The following is a 16,164-nucleotide window of genomic DNA, read 5'->3' as shown; positions in this document are numbered from 1 at the left end:
TCATCCGTCGAGCTCTCCGTTGTCGCCGAAGTGGTCCCAGCCCTTGCTGGTCCAGGGCGCCCCGTCGACCGTCACCTGCGGCAGGGCCGAGGGGTTGAGGACCTCGCCGATGACCTTCCAGCGGGCGGGCAGCTTCACGTCCGCGGGGAACGTCGCGACGATCGCGTGGTCCTCGCCGCCGTTGAGCACCCACTGGAGCGGGTCGACGCCGACGGCCTGGCCGATGTCGTTCATCTGGGAGGGCACGTCGACGTCTCCGGAGCGGATGTCGATGCGCACCTTGCTCGACTCGGCGATGTGGCCGAGGTCGGCGATGAGCCCGTCGCTCACGTCCGTCATCGAGGTCGCGCCGAGGCCGGCGGCCGCGGGGCCCGCGTGGTACGGCGGTTCGGGCCTGCGGTGGGCCTCCACGAAGGCGCGGGGCGAGCGGAAGCCGCGCGAGAGCACCGCGTGCCCGGCTGCGGACCAGCCCAACCAGCCCGTGACGGCGACGACATCGCCGGTCTGGGCGCCCGCGCGGGTGACCGGTTCGTGGTTGCGCAGATCGCCGAGCGCGGTGATCGCGACGGTGATCGTGTCGCCGCGTACGACATCGCCGCCCACGACGGCCGCTCCCGCGACCTGGCATTCGTCCCGCAGGCCGTCCATGAGCTCGGTGGGCCAGCTGGCGGGGAGTTCGGCGGGCACGACCAGGCCGAGGAGCAGAGCGGTCGGTACGGCGCCCATGGCGGCGATGTCCGCGAGGTTCTGCGCAGCGGCCTTGCGGCCCACGTCGTACGCGGTGGACCAGTCGCGGCGGAAGTGCCGCCCCTCCAGAAGGATGTCGGTGCTGGCCACGACCCTGCGGTCGGGGGCCGACACGACGGCGGCGTCATCGCCGGGGCCGAGCCGGACGGCCGGGGTGGTGGTGAGCCGAGAGGTGAGTTCCCTGATGAGCCCGAACTCCCCCAACTCGCCGACGGTTCCCTTCACCGGGACTCACCATGCCCTTTCACGCTGCTCGGCTTGCGGTCGCGAGCCTTCACTGTCATAGGTACGGTCGGTATGACCGTCAACTTCTGTTGCCCGTCCACCGCGATGTGCGCGCCACAGCTCCCCCGGGTCTCCCCGCTGGAAGCGGCGACGCGGTACCGTGGCGTCCCTTCTCCCCACATGATCCTCGTGGCCGCCCTGGAGGTTCCGTGGTACAGGCGTACATCCTGATCCAGACCGAGGTCGGCAAAGCGTCGACCGTCGCCGAGCTGATCGCCAAGATCCCGGGAGTGATCCAGGCCGAGGACGTGACCGGTCCCTACGATGTCATCGTGCGCGCGCAGGCGGACACGGTGGACGAACTCGGCCGCATGGTGGTCGCCAAGGTCCAGCAAGTGGACGGCATCACCCGGACCCTGACCTGCCCCGTCGTGCACCTCTAGCCCCCGTCTACCCTTGGCCGGTGAAGATTTCCCGTCGCCGGCGTCGCTGCCTCGTCTCGGCCCCCGCATTCGCACTCCTGATCGCGTCAGCGGGCTGCTCCTCAGCAGACGAAGCGGCCGAGGCTGCGGTTCCCACCCCGGACAGCAAGGTCACCGAACTGTGCCGGAACCTGGACAAGCAGCTGCCGAAGAAGGTGGACGGTCTGGGGCGCGCTGATCCCGAGCCGAAGTCCGAGCTGACCGCCGGGTGGGGAGACCCGGCGATCATACTGCGCTGCGGTGTCGCGAGACCGACCGAGATGAACAACCCCGAGGCGGACGGCGTGACCGCGGACGGCGTCAACTGGCTGCTCGATGAGCAGGACGACGGCTCGTTCCGCTTCACCTCCACGCTGCGCAAGGCGTACGTGGAGGTCACGCTGCCCAAGGAGCGCGCGGGGAGCGGCGTGAGCCCGCTGACGGACTTCGCCGCCCCCGTCAAGAAGGCCATCCCGAAGGGGATCGCATAGCGCCTGTACGGGGTGCTCCCTGTGTACGGGTGCTCCGGTTACAGGGTGCTAGCGCAGCCCCGTCGACCGGTTGAGGGCCGCCTGGACGAGGCGGTCCACCAGCTCGGGGTAGCTGACGCCGCTCGCCTCCCACATCTTCGGGTACATCGAGATGGGCGTGAAGCCGGGCATCGTGTTGATCTCGTTGATGACGAACTGCCCGTCCTCGGTGAGGAAGAAGTCCGCGCGCACCAGGCCCTCGCAGGACGTGGCCTCGAATGCGTCGACGGCCAGCCGCTGGATCTCGGCGGTCTGCTCGGGCGTCAGCGGGGCGGGCACGATCCCGGGCGTCGAGTCGATGTACTTCGCCTCGAAGTCGTAGTAGTCGTGCGACTGCACCGGCGGGATCTCGGCGGGCAGGCTCGCGCGCGGCCCGTCCTCGAACTCCAGGACCCCGCACTCGATCTCGCGGCCGCGCAGGAGCGACTCGACCAGGATCTTGGGGTCGTGGCGGCGGGCCTCCTCGATCGCCTCGTCGAGGCCTTCGAAGGAGTCGACCTTCGTGATGCCCATCGAGGAGCCACCACGCGCGGGCTTGATGAACAGCGGCCAGCCGTGCTCGCCGGCGAACCCCGCGATCTTCTTGCGGGCGGCCTGCTGGTCGCGGTCCCACTCGCGCGGGCGGATCACCAGGTACGGGCCGACGGGCAGCCCGAAGGAGGTGAACACCCGCTTCATGTACTCCTTGTCCTGGCCGACGGCCGACGCGAGCACTCCTGCGCCCACATAGGGCACTCCGGAGAGCTCGAGGAGTCCCTGGAGCGTGCCGTCCTCGCCGTACGGACCGTGCAGCACCGGGAAGACGACGTCGACCTCGCCGAGCGCCTTGGGCACGGCGCCGGGCTCGCTGTAGACGACCTCGCGGTTGCCCGGGTCCAGGGGCATCACGACGCCGCCGTCGGTCGACTCGGCGAGCGCGTCGACGTTGGGCACCTGGCGGTCGGTGATGGACATGCGCTCGGGATCGTCGGCGGTCAGGGCCCAGCGGCCCTCCGTCGTGATGCCGATGGGCAGGACGTCGTACTTGGTGCGGTCGATGGCACGCAGTACGGCGCCCGCCGTGACGACCGAGATGCCGTGCTCCGAGCTGCGGCCGCCGAACACGACGGCCACACGCGGCTTGCGGAGCGGCAGCTCAGAGCTCTGCTCGGGGTGCGCCTTGGGGCTCTGGGGGAGGTTCTCGCTGCTCATATCGGCTTGAGAGTACCCGCTGAGGAAAAAACAGTCAGCGGCGCTCGGGCTTGGCGCTGCGCGACATCAGTTCCTTGAGGGCGACCACCGGGGGCGTGCCCTCGTGCACGATGCCCACGACCGTCTCGGTGATGGGCATGTCGACGCCGTGCCTGCGGGCCAGATCGAGCACCGACTCGCAGGACTTGACGCCCTCGGCGGTCTGCTTGGTGACCGCGATGGTCTCCTTCAGCGTCATGCCCTTGCCGAGGTTGGTGCCGAAGGTGTGGTTGCGCGACAGCGGCGACGAGCAGGTGGCCACCAGGTCGCCCAGGCCCGCGAGGCCGGAGAAGGTCAGCGGGTCCGCGCCCATCGCCAGGCCCAGGCGGGTGGTCTCGGCGAGGCCGCGCGTGATGAGCGAGCCCTTGGCGTTGTCGCCCAGGCCCATGCCGTCCGCGATGCCGACGGCGAGGCCGATGACGTTCTTGACGGCGCCGCCGAGTTCGCAGCCGACGACGTCCGTGTTCGTGTACGGGCGGAAGTACGGCGTGTGGCAGGCGGTCTGGAGGCGCTGCGCGATCGATTCGTCGCGGCAGGCGACCACGGCGGCCGCGGGCTGCCTGGCGGCGATCTCGCGGGCGAGGTTGGGCCCGGTGACGACGGCGATGCGGTCGGCGGCGACCTTCGTGACGTCTTCGATGACCTCGCTCATCCGCATCGCGGAGCCGAGCTCGACGCCCTTCATGAGGGAGACGAGGACGGTGTCGGGAGCGAGCAGCGGCGCCCACTCGGCGAGGTTGCCGCGCAGGGTCTGCGAGGGCACGGCGAGCACGGTGAAGTCGGCGCCGGCTGCGGCCTGGGCCGGGTCGGTGGTCGCCCTGAGGTTCTCCGGGAGTTCGACACCGGGGAGGTAGTCGGGGTTCCTGCGCGAGGAGTTGACCGCGTCGGCGAGTTCGGTGCGCCGGCCCCACAGGGTGACGTCGCACCCCGCGTCGGCGAGCACCATGCCGAAGGCAGTACCCCAGGAGCCCGTTCCGAAGACGGCGGCCTTCACCGGGTTCGTCACTTGCTGTCCTCCGTGGTGTTCTTGGGGGTGTTCTGCGTGACGCTGCGAGCGGTGCGGTTCTCCGCCGCCCTGCGTCGCTGGGCGGCGCGCGCCCTGCGCGGGTCGTACGGGATCTCGGGGGCCTGCTCCCCCCGGATCTCCTCCAGGAGTTCGGTGACCGCGGCCATGATGGTCTCGGTCACCTCCCGCAGGACCTCGGGGCTCGGTTCCTTGTCGTAGAAGCGCGAGAGGTCGACCGGACTGCCCGCGAGCACCTGGAGCTTCTTGCGCGGAAAGAGGCTGAGCTTCTTGCTGTACGGGGGAAGTGCGAGGTTGGCGCCCCACTGGGCGACGGGGATCACCGGGCACTTGGTCCGCAGGGCGACCCGCGCGGCACCGGACTTGGCCGTCATCGGCCACATCTCGGGGTCCCTGGTGAGGGTGCCCTCGGGGTAGAACGCCACGCACTCGCCGCGCTCGATCGCGTCGACCGCGGCACGGAAGGCGTCGAGCGCGTTCGTGGTCTCGCGGTAGACCGGGATCTGGCCCGTGCCCTTCATGACCTTGCCGACGAACCCGTCCTTGAAAAGGCCGTCCTTTGCCAGGAAACGGGGCACTCGTCCGGTGTTGTACTGAAAATGCGCGTACGACAGTGGGTCGATATACGAGTTGTGATTCACCGCGGTGATGAATCCACCGTCGGCCGGAATGTGTTCCATTCCACGCCAGTCCCGCTTGAACAGAACCACCAGCGGCGGTTTTGCGATGACCGCCGCCAGGCGGTACCAGAAGCCGATTCTGCGGCGGGACACTCGGACACCTTCCTCCATGAACCTGGTCGGCCGCACAAGTGTCGCCCCAGGCTGCCTGTCTGTCGAGAACACCGTACGCCCACCCGTCTCCCGCCACCGCCCTGGCAAAGAGGCGCAATGCGCCGCCCCTTCCGATCCCGGAACCCGGCCCCGCCGGCGCCCCGGTCAGCAGGTCACAATGGGCCCGACGCGAAGGACGGAGCCGCCCCCCGTGCAGTGGACCCTGGTCATACCCCTGAAACCGCTGGAGCGCGCCAAGAGCAGGCTCACCGCCACCACCGGCGACACCCTGCGGCCGGGCCTCGCCCTCGCCTTCGCCCAGGACACCGTGGCCGCCGTGACGGCCTGCCCCGCGGTACGCGATGTGGTGGTCGTCACGGACGACGGCCTCGCCGGGCGCGAGCTCGCCCTGCTGGGCGCCCGGATCGTGCGGGACGAGCCCGCGGGAGGCCTCAACGCCGCTCTGGCGCACGGCGCGGCGGCCGTGCGCACCGGGCGGCCCGAAACGGCCGTCGCGGCCCTGAATGCCGACCTCCCGGCACTGCGCCCCCTGGAATTGGCCCGGGTACTCGACGGCGCCGCCCAATTTCCCCGCTCATTCCTCTCGGATGCCGCAGGAATCGGCACGACACTGCTGTCCGCTGCGCCCGGCACGGAATTGCGCCCCGCATTCGGCGCGGCGTCCCGTTCCCGGCACGCCGCTTCCGGCGCGGTGGAACTTCCGCTCGACGGCGTGGATTCCGTACGCCAGGACGTGGACACCGGCGACGATCTGCGGGCCGCTCTCGCGCTGGGCGTCGGGCCGCGCACGGCTGCGGCCGCCGCGCGGCTGCTGATCGCCGACTGAGTACGCTTCCCCCATGCAGGCGACCGCGTACACGTACGACCCCGAGACCCGCAGCGGCAGCGTGCTGCTCGACGACGGCACCCCGGTGCCCTTCGATCCCCCGGCGTTCGACGCGGGTGGCCTGCGGCTGCTGAGGCCCGGCCAGCGGGTGCGGATCGAGGTCGAGGGAGAGGGCGAGCGGCGCCGCATCACGTTGGTGACTCTTCAGACGTTCTGAGCCCAGGGCGCCCCGGTGCCCCTCGCATGCCCCGCACAGGGCCCCGGACACGCCGCGGGCCGGGCTCCCAGTTGGGAGCCCGGCCCGGCGCGTGAGTGCCCTCGTGCCCTTACTTCTTGCGGGCGGTCGCCTTCTTGGCGGTGGTCTTGCGCGCCGTCGACTTCTTGGCGGGCGCCTTCTTGGCGGTGGCCTTCTTGGCCGGCGCGGTCTTCTTGGCGGTGGCCTTCTTGGCGGGAGCGGCCTTCTTGGCCGTCGCCTTCTTGGCCGTCGCCGCCTTCTTAGCGGTCGCCGTGGTCTTCTTGGCCGTCGCCTTCTTGGCGGTGGCCGCCTTCTTGGCGGTCGCCGTCGTCTTCTTGGCGGTGGCCTTCTTGGCGGTGGCGGCCTTCTTCGCCGTCGCCTTCTTGGCGGTGGCCTTCTTGGCCGCGGCCTTCTTCACGGTCGCCGAAGCGCTGCCGCCCGAAAGGCTGCCCTTGGGCGCCTTCTTGACCGCGACGTCGTTCTTCGGGAGCTTCTTCGAGCCGCTCACCAGGTCCTTGAAGCCCTGTCCGGCGCGGAAACGCGGAACCGAGGTCTTCTTGACCCGAACGCGCTCCCCGGTCTGCGGGTTGCGGGCGTAACGGGCCGGACGGTCAACCTTCTCGAACGAGCCGAAACCGGTGACCGAAACACGGTCTCCGCTGACCACGGCACGGACGACTGCGTCCAGAACCGCGTCCACGGCGTCGGCGGCCTGCTGACGGCCACCCACCTTGTCGGCAATCGCTTCTACGAGCTGCGCCTTGTTCACGTCTTCCCCTTCGGAGACCTCGCCCGAGCGTATTCGCCAGGCTTTTTCGCACGTTAGGCAGATATATACCGCAAATCAAACACGAAACGGGCTAATCACCCTTGTGCCGCAACGAACTCGGCTGTCCATGAGTTCCTCGAAGGTTCCTCGAAGGGCCGTTTGAGCCTTGTGGCTCAAGCGTCTTCGGGGAATCGGCCCTCGTCGGCTTCGTCGATGGACTCCATCAATCGCTCCAGACGCCTTGCCGCATCGGCGAGATCGTGTTTGGCCGCGGCCGTAATGACCAGCAGCTTCCGGGTCAGCGCCATCCGTACGCCCTCCGGGACTTGCAGTGCACGCACCCTTGAGTGCGCTTCCTTCAGTTGGTCCGCAACAAGCCCGTAGAGCTCGAGTTGGCTGTCACGTTCCATGCACCGATTGTGCCATCTGGGGCGAGTTGTCGCCTCCGCAGGGGGTAACTACCCACATCCGGCGCCCTCCTGAGGGTACCCGGTCGATGCGAGTACAAGGGGATTTCAAGCCTCTTCTGCCTGCCGAATCAAGGGAGTTGAGACCACCCGTTCAGGTCAGCGGACACCCCTCCGGGGGCAGACACAGATGTACCCCCAACCGTCCACGATTGGGGGTACACCAGGGTGTTGCGGGGGTGTCAGACCTGCACCGTCCGCGGCTTGTACGAGGGGCGCTTCGACTCGTACGCGGCGATGTCCGGCTCGTTCTGGAGCGTGATGCTGATGTCGTCCAGACCGTTCAGGAGACGCCAGCGGGCGTTCTCGTCGAGCTCGAAGTCGGCGGTGACGCCCTCGGCGCGAACCTGGCGATCCTGCAGGTCAACGGTGATTTCGGCCTGCGGGTCGGCCTCCGTCAGGGCCCACAGCGCGTCCACGACCTGCTGGTCGAGCACCACGGTGAGCAGGCCGTTCTTCAGCGAGTTGCCGCGGAAGATGTCGGCGAAGCGCGAGGAGATGACCGTCTTGAAGCCGAAGTTCTGCAGCGCCCAGACGGCGTGCTCGCGCGAGGAGCCCGTTCCGAAGTCGGGACCGGCGACCAGGACGGTCGCGCCCTGGCGTTCGGGGCGGTTCAGGACGAACTCGCCGTCCTTGCGCCAGGCCTCGAAGAGCCCGTCCTCAAATCCGTCCCGGGTGACCTTCTTCAGCCAGTGGGCGGGGATGATCTGGTCGGTGTCCACGTTGCTGCGGCGCAGCGGAACGGCCCGGCCGGTGTGCGTGGTGAATGCTTCCATGGCTCTCAGACTCCGGCGGTGACGGGGGCATCAGGGGCATCGGTCAGGTCGGCGGGCGACGAGAGGTGGCCCGTGACCGCGGTGGCGGCGGCCACCTGGGGCGACACCAGATGGGTGCGGCCGCCCTTGCCCTGCCTGCCCTCGAAGTTGCGGTTGGACGTCGACGCGGAGCGCTCGCCGGGGGCCAGTTGGTCGGGGTTCATGCCCAGGCACATCGAGCAGCCCGCGTGCCGCCATTCGGCTCCCGCGGCGGTGAAGACCTTGTCCAGGCCCTCCTCGATGGCCTGCAGGGCGACCCGGACCGAGCCCGGGACGACCAGCATCCGTACGCCGTCGGCGACTTTGCGGCCCTCGACGATGGAGGCGGCCGCACGCAGGTCCTCGATACGGCCGTTGGTGCACGAACCTACGAAGACGGTGTCGACCTTGATGTCGCGCAGCGCCTGCCCGGCGGTCAACCCCATGTATTCCAGGGCCTTTTCGGCGGCGTACCGCTCCGAGGCGTCTTCGTACGAAGCAGGATCGGGGACGTTCGCCGAGAGCGGCGCGCCCTGGCCCGGGTTGGTGCCCCAGGTGACGAACGGCGCGAGCTGGGTGGCGTCGACGTAGACCTCGGCGTCGAAGACCGCGTCCTCGTCCGTCTTCAGCGTCTTCCAGTACGCGACCGCCGCGTCCCACTCCTCGCCCTGCGGGGCGTGGTCGCGGCCCTTGATGTAGTCGAAGGTGGTCGCGTCGGGGGCGATCATGCCCGCGCGGGCGCCGGCCTCGATCGACATGTTGCAGATGGTCATGCGGGCTTCCATCGAGAGTTTCTCGATGGCGGAGCCGCGGTACTCCAGGACGTAGCCCTGGCCGCCGCCGGTGCCGATCTTGGTGATGACGGCGAGGATCAGGTCCTTGGCCGTGACGGTGTCGGGCAGTTCGCCGTCGACCGTGATGGCCATGGTCTTGGGGCGGGCCATCGGCAGCGTCTGGGTGGCCAGGACGTGCTCGACCTGGGAGGTGCCGATACCGAACGCCAGGGCGCCGAACGCGCCGTGCGTGGAGGTGTGGGAGTCGCCGCAGACCACGGTGGTGCCGGGCTGGGTCAGGCCCAGCTGGGGGCCCACGACGTGCACGACGCCCTGCTCGACGTCGCCCAGCGAGTGCAGGCGCACACCGAAGTCGGCGCAGTTCTTGCGCAGCGTCTCCAACTGGGCGCGCGAGACCGGGTCCGCGATCGGCTTGTCGATGTCGAGGGTCGGGGTGTTGTGATCCTCGGTGGCGATGGTGAGGTCGAGACGCCGCACCGGGCGGCCGGCCTGCCGAAGGCCGTCGAAGGCCTGCGGGCTCGTCACCTCGTGCAGCAGGTGCAGATCGATGAAGAGGAGGTCGGGCTCGCCTTCGGCGCGCCGGACGACGTGGTCGTCCCAGACCTTCTCCGCGAGTGTCCTACCCATCGCTTTCCCTCCGACCGGCTGTGTTGTGCCGGCCCAACTAGAGAATTGTTCGTCCACGCCCGTACCCCTCGTGCCGCGCGTGGGCCGCTTTCCGTTGGTCCGCGGATCGCACTCACAGGGTGACGTGTTCCATGGAAAATTGAACTTGCGTTTCACAGAGTGAGACGCGAGTATCGACGCATGGACAACTCTAGCGGCGTCGGCGTTCTCGACAAGGCGGCTCTCGTCTTGAGCGCCCTGGAGTCCGGTCCGGCCACCCTCGCGGGGCTGGTCGCGGCCACCGGACTCGCACGACCCACGGCACACCGTCTCGCCGTGGCACTGGAACACCACCGGATGGTGGCGCGCGACATGCAGGGCCGTTTCATTCTCGGCCCGCGGCTCGCGGAACTCGCGGCGGCGGCCGGCGAGGACCGCCTGCTCGCCACGGCGGGCCCGGTCCTCACGCACCTGCGTGACGTGACGGGCGAGAGCGCGCAGCTCTATCGGCGCCAGGGCGACATGCGCATCTGCGTCGCCGCGGCCGAGCGCCTCTCGGGCCTGCGGGACACGGTCCCGGTCGGCTCGACGCTCACCATGAAGGCCGGTTCGTCCGCGCAGATCCTGATGGCCTGGGAGGAGCCGGAGCGCCTGCACCGCGGCCTCCAGGGCGCCCGCTTCACGGCCACGGCCCTTTCGGGCGTACGCCGCCGGGGCTGGGCCCAGTCGATCGGCGAGCGGGAGCCGGGCGTCGCGTCCGTCTCCGCCCCGGTGCGCGGCCCCTCGAACCGCGTGGTCGCCGCCGTCTCGGTCTCCGGACCGATCGAGCGCCTGACCCGCCACCCGGGCCGGATGCACGCGCAGGCCATCATCGACGCCGCCGGGCGCCTGTCCGAGGCCCTGCGCCGCACGGGCTGACCGGCCCGGCACCACGCACAGACAGCACGCAGAACGCCCGAGGGGCCGCCTCAACGCCGCGGCGACCCCTCGGGCGTTCTTTTTTCTGCGCCCCCACGGTTCTCACAACCGTGTTCTCACATCCGTGTTCTCACGCCGCCTTGAGACGGTCGGCGGCCCTGTCTCCCCTGCGGCCGACCGGCACCACGCCGATGGCCTGGCCCAGGCCGAACTCCGGCATGTTCACGTACACCGCCTCATGGGCACCGGCGGGCACGACATACGTCTCGTGCCAGAAGCCGACCTTCCCCTTGCCCTCCCGCACCCGCCGGTTGAAGGCGGCCCACGCGGGCCGGTGCTCCTTGCCCTGCGCGGACGCGTAGGCGAGCAGCTTCTCCGGCGACTCCCAGTACTGGACGACGTACAGCAGCCGCGTCCCGCCGAACAGCAGCTGATAGCCCAGCATGCCGATCTCCCGGTCCATGGACAGCTCCTTGAGCATCCGCGGCATCGCCCGGAAGACGGGCCACCAGCTGCGCACGGCACGGAAGTTGTTGATGCGCATCCCGATGGTGAAGACGGTGACGCCGCCCTGCGCGTCGGCGGTCATGCGCCCTTCGATCGGCTTGGTGCTCACGATGGTTCCCCCTTCAGAGAGCGTTGGATAGTTTCGCTATCCATGATTGGATAGTGCCACTCACCAAGTGGATGCGCAAGAGAAAAGAGGAGCGGCGAGCCGATGAGACTGGCGGAGCTCAGCACGCGCAGCGGGGTCTCGACGGCCACGATCAAGTACTACCTGCGCGAGGGCCTGCTCCCGCCGGGCCGCCGCGTGAGCGCGACCCAGGCCGAGTACGACGAGAAGCACCTGCAGCGGCTGCGGCTGGTCCGGGCCCTCATCCAGGTGGGGCGGGTGCCGATCTCGTCCGCGCGGGACGTGCTCACCGCCCTGGAGGACGCGTCCCTGGACCACAACTCCCGTCTGGGCACGGCGGTCTGGGCACTCCCCCACGGCCCCGAGCCCGTGGCCGGCGATCCGGCCACGGACGCGGCGCGCCACACGGTGGACGCTCTGCTCGACCGGCTCGACTGGCAGTTCAGCCAGGGCTACGGGTCCGAGTCGCCGGCGTACGGAATGCTCGTGACCGCGGTGGCGACGCTCACCCGGCTCGGATACCCGTGCGCCGTCGAGGACTTGACGCCCTACGCGCGCTCCGCCGGTCAACTGGCCGTCACCGACCTGGACTTGGTGGAGCGTCACGAGTCGCCCGACGAGCAGCTCGAGGCGGCGGTCGCCCTCACCGTGCTGTACGAGCCGGTCCTGCTGAGCCTGCGCAGGCTCGCCCAGGCCGAGGAGTCCAACCGCCGCTACGGGCAAGAGGGTTCGGACGCACCGGGAACGTCGGAGGAATGACGAAGGGGCCCTCCCTTGCGGGAAGGCCCCTTGCCGTTCGCGTACCCCCGACCGGATTCGAACCGGCGCTACCGCCTTGAGAGGGCGGCGTGCTAGGCCGCTACACAACGGGGGCTAGCTTGTCCTGCTGTACTGCGCTGGGCTACCAGGACTCGAACCTAGAACAACGGAACCAGAAACCGTCGTGTTGCCAATTACACCATAGCCCACTGTGGTCTAGACCAGCTAGACCCTGCGTACCCCCGACCGGATTCGAACCGGCGCTACCGCCTTGAGAGGGCGGCGTGCTAGGCCGCTACACAACGGGGGCCCTAGCGATCCTGCATCGGCTGCAGCGGGTGCGACCCGGACTGCTTCCATGGGAAGGATCTGTACCCCCGACCGGATTCGAACCGGCGCTACCGCCTTGAGAGGGCGGCGTGCTAGGCCGCTACACAACGGGGGCGTTGCAGATAAGCTCTGCGAGCTGGCCTACCAGGACTCGAACCTAGACTAACGGAACCAGAAACCGTCGTGCTGCCAATTACACCATAGGCCATCGATACGCAACCCCTTGCGGGAGTTTTGCTCGACTTGCGCTTCCTGGTCGGACCTTTCGGCCTTCTCGGGCGGCGCAGGAAGAACATTACCCGAAGGTGGACGGCGCTCCAAAACGGGTATCGCCGCGGAGCAGCGGCGGCAGCTCGGTGAGACGCGTGATGCGGTGCACGCCCGACGGGCCTTCCTGCGCCGCGCTGTTGCGGTCGAGCCAGATCCCGAGAAGACCGGCGTCCCGGGCGCCTCTCGCGTCGATCTCCGGCTGGTCCCCCACGTAGGCGACTTCCTCGGGCGCGAGCCCCATCGTCGTGCACACCGCGAGGAAGGCCTCGGCCGCGGGCTTGGAGACGCCCAGCTCGGCGGCGCACAGGACGGACTCGAAGCGGTCGCGCACGCCGAGGACGCGCAGCTTGCGGTCCTGGACCATCAGGGCGGAGTTCGAGAGGACGGCATGGCGGTAGTCGTCGGCGAGGGCGTCCAGGACCGGGACGGTGTCGGGGAAGAGGGTCCAGGCGGATTCGTAGTGACCGAGGTAACGCTCGAACCAGGCGTCCGCCTCCTGGTCGGTGAGGACGGCGTCCAGGAAGTCGCGTACGCGGTCACGGCGCTGGGCCTCGAACTCGATGCCGCCGGCGCTGAAGCGTGCCCAGTGGCGCTCGGTGACCTCTTTCCACAGCGCGAGGGCACGCTCGGCGGTCTCGTACCGCTCGATGAGACCTTCGGCGGTGAGGTGGGCGTGCATACCGGTGGTGTCGGCGTGCGCGTAGTCGAAGATCGTGTCGTCCACGTCCCAGACCACGGCTTTGATCGGCATGCCTACGACGGTAGGCGAAGGACCCGGGAGCCGTGGTGGCTTCCGGGTCCTTCGTCGGCGTACTCGCGGCTACGCGGCGAGCTTCGCCAGGGTCGCGTCGATGCGGGACAGGGACTTCTCCTTGCCCAGGATCTCCAGGGACTCGAAGAGCGGCAGGCCGACCGTGCGGCCCGTGACGGCCACGCGGACCGGGGCCTGGGCCTTGCCGAGCTTCAGGCCGTGCTCCTCGCCGGCGGCCAGGACGGCCTCCTTGAGGGACTCGGGGGACGTCCAGTCGGCGGCGTCGAGCTTGGCGCGGGCCGTCGTCAGGAGCGCGGCCGGGTCGCCCTTGCCCATGGCCTTCGTCCAGGACGCCTCGTCCTCGACGGGCTCGTCCAGGAAGAGGAAGTCGACGTTCTCCGTGATCTCGGAGAGCACCTTGATGCGGGTCTGGGCGTGGGGGGCGATGGCCTCCCAGGCGGCCTGATCGAAGGCCTCGGGGGCCCAGTTCGCGTGCGGGGCCTTGAGCCACGGCTCGCAGGCCGCCGCGAACGCCTGCACGTCCAGCATGCGGATGTGGTCGGCGTTGATCGCCTCGGCCTTCTTCAGGTCGAAGCGGGCCGGGTTGGCGTTCACGTCCGCGAGGTCGAACTTGGCGACCATGTCGGGGATCGAGAAGACGTCCTGGTCCGCGGAGAACGACCAGCCCAGGAGGGACAGGTAGTTCAGCAGGCCCTCGGGGAGGAAGCCGCGCTCGCGGTAGAGGTTCAGGGACGCCTGCGGGTCACGCTTGGAGAGCTTCTTGTTGCCCTCGCCCATGACGTACGGCAGGTGGCCGAAGGCCGGGGCCTCCTTGGCGATGCCCAGGTCGGTCAGCGCCTTGTAGAGGGCGATCTGCCGCGGGGTCGAGGAGAGCAGGTCCTCGCCGCGCAGGACGTGGGTGATCTCCATCAGGGCGTCGTCGACCGGGTTCACCAGGGTGTAGAGCGGTGCTCCGTTGGCGCGGACGATGCCGTAGTCCGGGAGGTTCTCCGGCTGGACGGTGATCTCGCCGCGGACCAGGTCCGTGAACGTGATCGCCTCGTCGGGCATGCGGAACCGCACGATGGGCTTGCGGCCCTCCGTGTCGTACGCGGCACGCTGCTCGGCGGTCAGGTCGCGGCAGTGGCCGTCGTAGCCGGACGGCTTGCCGGCGGCGCGGGCGGCCTCGCGGCGGGCGTCCAGCTCCTCCGTGGAGCAGTAGCAGTAGTACGCGCGGCCGCCGTCCAGGAGCTTCTGCGCGACATCCTGGTAGATGTCCATGCGCTGCGACTGGCGGTACGGCGCGTGCGGGCCGCCGACCTCGGGGCCCTCGTCCCAGTCGAAGCCCAGCCAGCGCATCGAGTCGAGCAGCTGCTCGTACGACTCCTCGGAGTCGCGAGCCGCGTCGGTGTCCTCGATGCGGAAGACCAGGACGCCCTCGTTGTGCCGGGCGTAGGCCCAGTTGAAGAGAGCGGTGCGGACCAGACCCACGTGGGGGTTGCCGGTCGGCGAGGGACAGAAACGTACGCGGACGTTCGTCGCGTTAGCCACGCTTGATCACCTTGTTGGTGAGAGTGCCGATGCCTTCGATGGTGACGGCGACCTCGTCGCCGACGTTGAGGGGGCCGACCCCTGCCGGGGTGCCCGTGAGGATGACGTCGCCCGGGAGCAGCGTCATGGCCTCGGAGATGTGCACGATCAGGTCCTCGATGGAGCGGACCATCTCGGCCGTACGCCCCAGCTGGCGCTGTTCGCCGTTGACCGTGCACTGGATGGTGAGGTCGGAGGGGTCGAGCTCGGTCTCCACCCAGGGGCCGAGCGGGCAGGAGCTGTCGAAGCCCTTGGCCCTGGCCCACTGGTTCTCGCGCCGCTGCACGTCACGCGCGGTGACGTCGTTGGCGCAGGTGTAGCCGAGGATGACGTCACGGGCGCGCTCGCGCGGGACCTCGCGGCACATGCGGCCGATGACCACGGCCAGCTCGGCCTCGTAGTGCAGCTCCTGCGAGAAGGAGGGGTACGCGATGGCGTCGCCGGGGCCGATCACCGAGGTGGAGGGCTTGAAGAAGGCGACGGGGACGTCCGGGACCTCGTTGCCGAGTTCCTCGGCGTGGTCCGCGTAGTTGCGGCCGATGCCCACGACCTTGTTGGGGAGCACCGGAGGCAGCAGCCTGACCTTGCTCAGCGGGACCTTCGTGCCGGAGAGCTCGAAGTCCGCGAACGGAATGCCCTTGATGATGTCGAGGACGAGCCCATCGGTCGTTCCGGGAGGGCTCTCGCCCTCGACCGCGCCGAAGGCGACGTTGCCGTCGATGGAGAACCTGGCGATGCGCACGGAGCGGTGGCCCTTTGCTGGAGGAGAGTGATCTGACACCCCAGGCTAACGCGGTGGCGTCCCGCCAAGCCTCCTGCGACCCCGCGGCCTCGCCGCCCCCTCGATCGCCCGCGGCCGCGGGCGGCGCTCAGACCGCCGACGGGCTGAATTCCTCCGGCGCGACCATCAGGATCGTGCGCTTGGGGTTGGCCGTCTGCGTCGGCAGCTCGACGGCGTGCTCCGGGCGGTCGGCGGCCGGCTGGACCTCCTCGGCGTCCGTGAGGTGCGCGAGGGTGGTGCGGCGGGGGTTGGCTATGTTGTGGAACATCGCCGACTTCACAGTCTTCATCTGCTGTTCGGGCCCTGTCAGTTGAGGCGTCGTGTCGTGGACGCGGGTTGTCGGATTCGCCATCCCTGTAAAGCGTCAGGCTAAACATCCAATTCCCGGCCAAAGCCCGGATGAGGCCTTGATCTTCATGTGAGTTTGCTCACGAGGGAGCGGGCAAATGGGTCAATTCAGGCTCGTGGAGACCTTGTTGGAATCGGACATTGCGCCACTGAAGGCATCATTCCGCTCCCGATCATGAAGACTGGGACACCCCTTACCCCTTGGTTTCCTGGGGTCAATGGCCCGTTTTGCCCTGAATCACTTTCTACGTCTCGTGACGCGCCACTCACGCCGTGTCACG

At 69.1% G+C, this 16,164-nt stretch carries 19 protein-coding genes and 5 tRNA genes; 6 read left to right on the top strand and 18 right to left on the bottom strand.

Annotation, left to right across the window (positions count from 1 at the left end; all coding sequences use genetic code 11):
• Positions 1-972, bottom strand: coding sequence for a thiamine-phosphate kinase (locus ACZ6ZP_RS31480; RefSeq protein WP_351165334.1), 972 nt, complete (start codon positions 970-972; stop codon positions 1-3).
• 209 nt (positions 973-1,181) lie between these two features.
• Here ACZ6ZP_RS31480 and ACZ6ZP_RS31475 point away from each other — a divergent pair, with 209 nt between their 5' ends.
• Both ACZ6ZP_RS31475 and ACZ6ZP_RS31470 read left to right on the top strand, forming a co-directional pair.
• Positions 1,182-1,415, top strand: a complete 234-nt coding sequence (locus ACZ6ZP_RS31475; protein WP_351165332.1) for an Lrp/AsnC family transcriptional regulator — start codon at positions 1,182-1,184, stop codon at positions 1,413-1,415.
• A gap of 26 nt (positions 1,416-1,441) precedes the next feature.
• Complete coding sequence (locus tag ACZ6ZP_RS31470; protein ID WP_383823126.1) at positions 1,442-1,924, top strand: DUF3515 domain-containing protein; 483 nt, start codon at positions 1,442-1,444, stop codon at positions 1,922-1,924.
• 48 nt (positions 1,925-1,972) lie between these two features.
• Here the strand turns inward: ACZ6ZP_RS31470 and ACZ6ZP_RS31465 are convergent, their stop codons facing one another.
• The 3 genes from ACZ6ZP_RS31465 to ACZ6ZP_RS31455 are packed head-to-tail and all read right to left on the bottom strand — an operon-like array spanning position 1,973 to position 4,990.
• Entirely contained in the window at positions 1,973-3,154 is a 1,182-nt protein-coding gene (locus tag ACZ6ZP_RS31465; protein ID WP_366461472.1) for a D-alanine--D-alanine ligase family protein, read from the bottom strand.
• A gap of 34 nt (positions 3,155-3,188) precedes the next feature.
• A complete protein-coding gene (locus tag ACZ6ZP_RS31460; protein ID WP_469409244.1) occupies positions 3,189-4,199 on the bottom strand; it encodes an NAD(P)H-dependent glycerol-3-phosphate dehydrogenase in 1,011 nt (336 codons plus the stop codon).
• Positions 4,196-4,990, bottom strand: a complete 795-nt coding sequence (locus ACZ6ZP_RS31455; RefSeq protein WP_361465369.1) for a lysophospholipid acyltransferase family protein — start codon at positions 4,988-4,990, stop codon at positions 4,196-4,198. The genes ACZ6ZP_RS31460 and ACZ6ZP_RS31455 overlap by 4 nt, the downstream gene beginning before the upstream one ends.
• Positions 4,991-5,201: 211 nt before the next feature.
• Here ACZ6ZP_RS31455 and cofC point away from each other — a divergent pair, with 211 nt between their 5' ends.
• Positions 5,202-5,837 (top strand): 2-phospho-L-lactate guanylyltransferase, encoded by a 636-nt coding sequence (cofC, locus tag ACZ6ZP_RS31450; protein ID WP_351165323.1) that lies wholly within the window; start codon positions 5,202-5,204, stop codon positions 5,835-5,837.
• 13 nt (positions 5,838-5,850) lie between these two features.
• The gene (locus ACZ6ZP_RS31445) at positions 5,851-6,054 is read left to right on the top strand and encodes a hypothetical protein (RefSeq protein ID WP_351165320.1); all 204 of its coding nucleotides are present in this window, start codon (positions 5,851-5,853) and stop codon (positions 6,052-6,054) included.
• Positions 6,055-6,163: 109 nt separating this feature from the next.
• Here ACZ6ZP_RS31445 and ACZ6ZP_RS31440 read toward each other — a convergent pair whose 3' ends face one another.
• From ACZ6ZP_RS31440 to leuC, 4 genes are all read right to left on the bottom strand, one after another.
• Positions 6,164-6,841, bottom strand: coding sequence for an HU family DNA-binding protein (locus ACZ6ZP_RS31440; protein WP_361465374.1), 678 nt, complete (start codon positions 6,839-6,841; stop codon positions 6,164-6,166).
• A gap of 173 nt (positions 6,842-7,014) precedes the next feature.
• Positions 7,015-7,251 (bottom strand): SCO5555 family protein, encoded by a 237-nt coding sequence (locus ACZ6ZP_RS31435; protein WP_249587526.1) that lies wholly within the window; start codon positions 7,249-7,251, stop codon positions 7,015-7,017.
• A 239-nt stretch (positions 7,252-7,490) separates the two neighbouring features.
• The gene (gene leuD, locus ACZ6ZP_RS31430; RefSeq protein WP_351165316.1) at positions 7,491-8,084 is read right to left on the bottom strand and encodes a 3-isopropylmalate dehydratase small subunit; all 594 of its coding nucleotides are present in this window, start codon (positions 8,082-8,084) and stop codon (positions 7,491-7,493) included.
• Between the two features lie 5 nt (positions 8,085-8,089).
• Positions 8,090-9,523, bottom strand: a complete 1,434-nt coding sequence (gene leuC / locus ACZ6ZP_RS31425) for a 3-isopropylmalate dehydratase large subunit (protein WP_351165314.1) — start codon at positions 9,521-9,523, stop codon at positions 8,090-8,092.
• A 180-nt stretch (positions 9,524-9,703) separates the two neighbouring features.
• On the opposite strand from leuC, the gene ndgR reads away from it, so the two are divergent.
• Positions 9,704-10,420, top strand: a complete 717-nt coding sequence (gene ndgR / locus ACZ6ZP_RS31420; protein ID WP_053137572.1) for an IclR family transcriptional regulator NdgR — start codon at positions 9,704-9,706, stop codon at positions 10,418-10,420.
• A 130-nt stretch (positions 10,421-10,550) separates the two neighbouring features.
• Here ndgR and ACZ6ZP_RS31415 read toward each other — a convergent pair whose 3' ends face one another.
• Entirely contained in the window at positions 10,551-11,009 is a 459-nt protein-coding gene (locus tag ACZ6ZP_RS31415; RefSeq protein WP_366461519.1) for a DUF4188 domain-containing protein, read from the bottom strand.
• Between the two features lie 129 nt (positions 11,010-11,138).
• Between ACZ6ZP_RS31415 and ACZ6ZP_RS31410 the strand changes: the two genes are divergently transcribed.
• Positions 11,139-11,813, top strand: coding sequence for a MerR family transcriptional regulator (locus ACZ6ZP_RS31410; protein WP_351165312.1), 675 nt, complete (start codon positions 11,139-11,141; stop codon positions 11,811-11,813).
• Between the two features lie 42 nt (positions 11,814-11,855).
• On the opposite strand, the gene ACZ6ZP_RS31405 is transcribed toward ACZ6ZP_RS31410, so the two are convergent.
• The 9 genes from ACZ6ZP_RS31405 to ACZ6ZP_RS31365 form a co-directional block, all read right to left on the bottom strand.
• Positions 11,856-11,928, bottom strand: a tRNA-Glu gene (locus ACZ6ZP_RS31405).
• Positions 11,929-11,950: 22 nt separating this feature from the next.
• Positions 11,951-12,022: transfer RNA gene (locus ACZ6ZP_RS31400), tRNA-Gln, on the bottom strand.
• A gap of 28 nt (positions 12,023-12,050) precedes the next feature.
• Positions 12,051-12,123: transfer RNA gene (locus ACZ6ZP_RS31395), tRNA-Glu, on the bottom strand.
• Between the two features lie 62 nt (positions 12,124-12,185).
• Positions 12,186-12,258 (bottom strand) — tRNA-Glu (locus ACZ6ZP_RS31390).
• Between the two features lie 21 nt (positions 12,259-12,279).
• A tRNA-Gln gene (locus ACZ6ZP_RS31385) sits at positions 12,280-12,351 on the bottom strand.
• Positions 12,352-12,438: 87 nt separating this feature from the next.
• Complete coding sequence (locus ACZ6ZP_RS31380) at positions 12,439-13,164, bottom strand: HAD family hydrolase (RefSeq protein WP_361465378.1); 726 nt, start codon at positions 13,162-13,164, stop codon at positions 12,439-12,441.
• Positions 13,165-13,233: 69 nt separating this feature from the next.
• Positions 13,234-14,715, bottom strand: a complete 1,482-nt coding sequence (gene gltX / locus ACZ6ZP_RS31375) for a glutamate--tRNA ligase (protein ID WP_351165307.1) — start codon at positions 14,713-14,715, stop codon at positions 13,234-13,236.
• Positions 14,708-15,496, bottom strand: a complete 789-nt coding sequence (locus ACZ6ZP_RS31370; protein WP_469409241.1) for a fumarylacetoacetate hydrolase family protein — start codon at positions 15,494-15,496, stop codon at positions 14,708-14,710. The genes gltX and ACZ6ZP_RS31370 overlap by 8 nt, the downstream gene beginning before the upstream one ends.
• Positions 15,497-15,623: 127 nt before the next feature.
• A complete protein-coding gene (locus ACZ6ZP_RS31365; protein ID WP_351165701.1) occupies positions 15,624-15,824 on the bottom strand; it encodes a hypothetical protein in 201 nt (66 codons plus the stop codon).
• Between the last annotated feature and the right edge of the window lie 340 nt (positions 15,825-16,164).

The organism is Streptomyces sp. NPDC054047 (genome assembly GCF_055585065.1).
The sequence above is the reverse complement of the archived record's forward strand: the minus strand, read 5'-3'. Positions and strand labels throughout refer to the sequence as shown.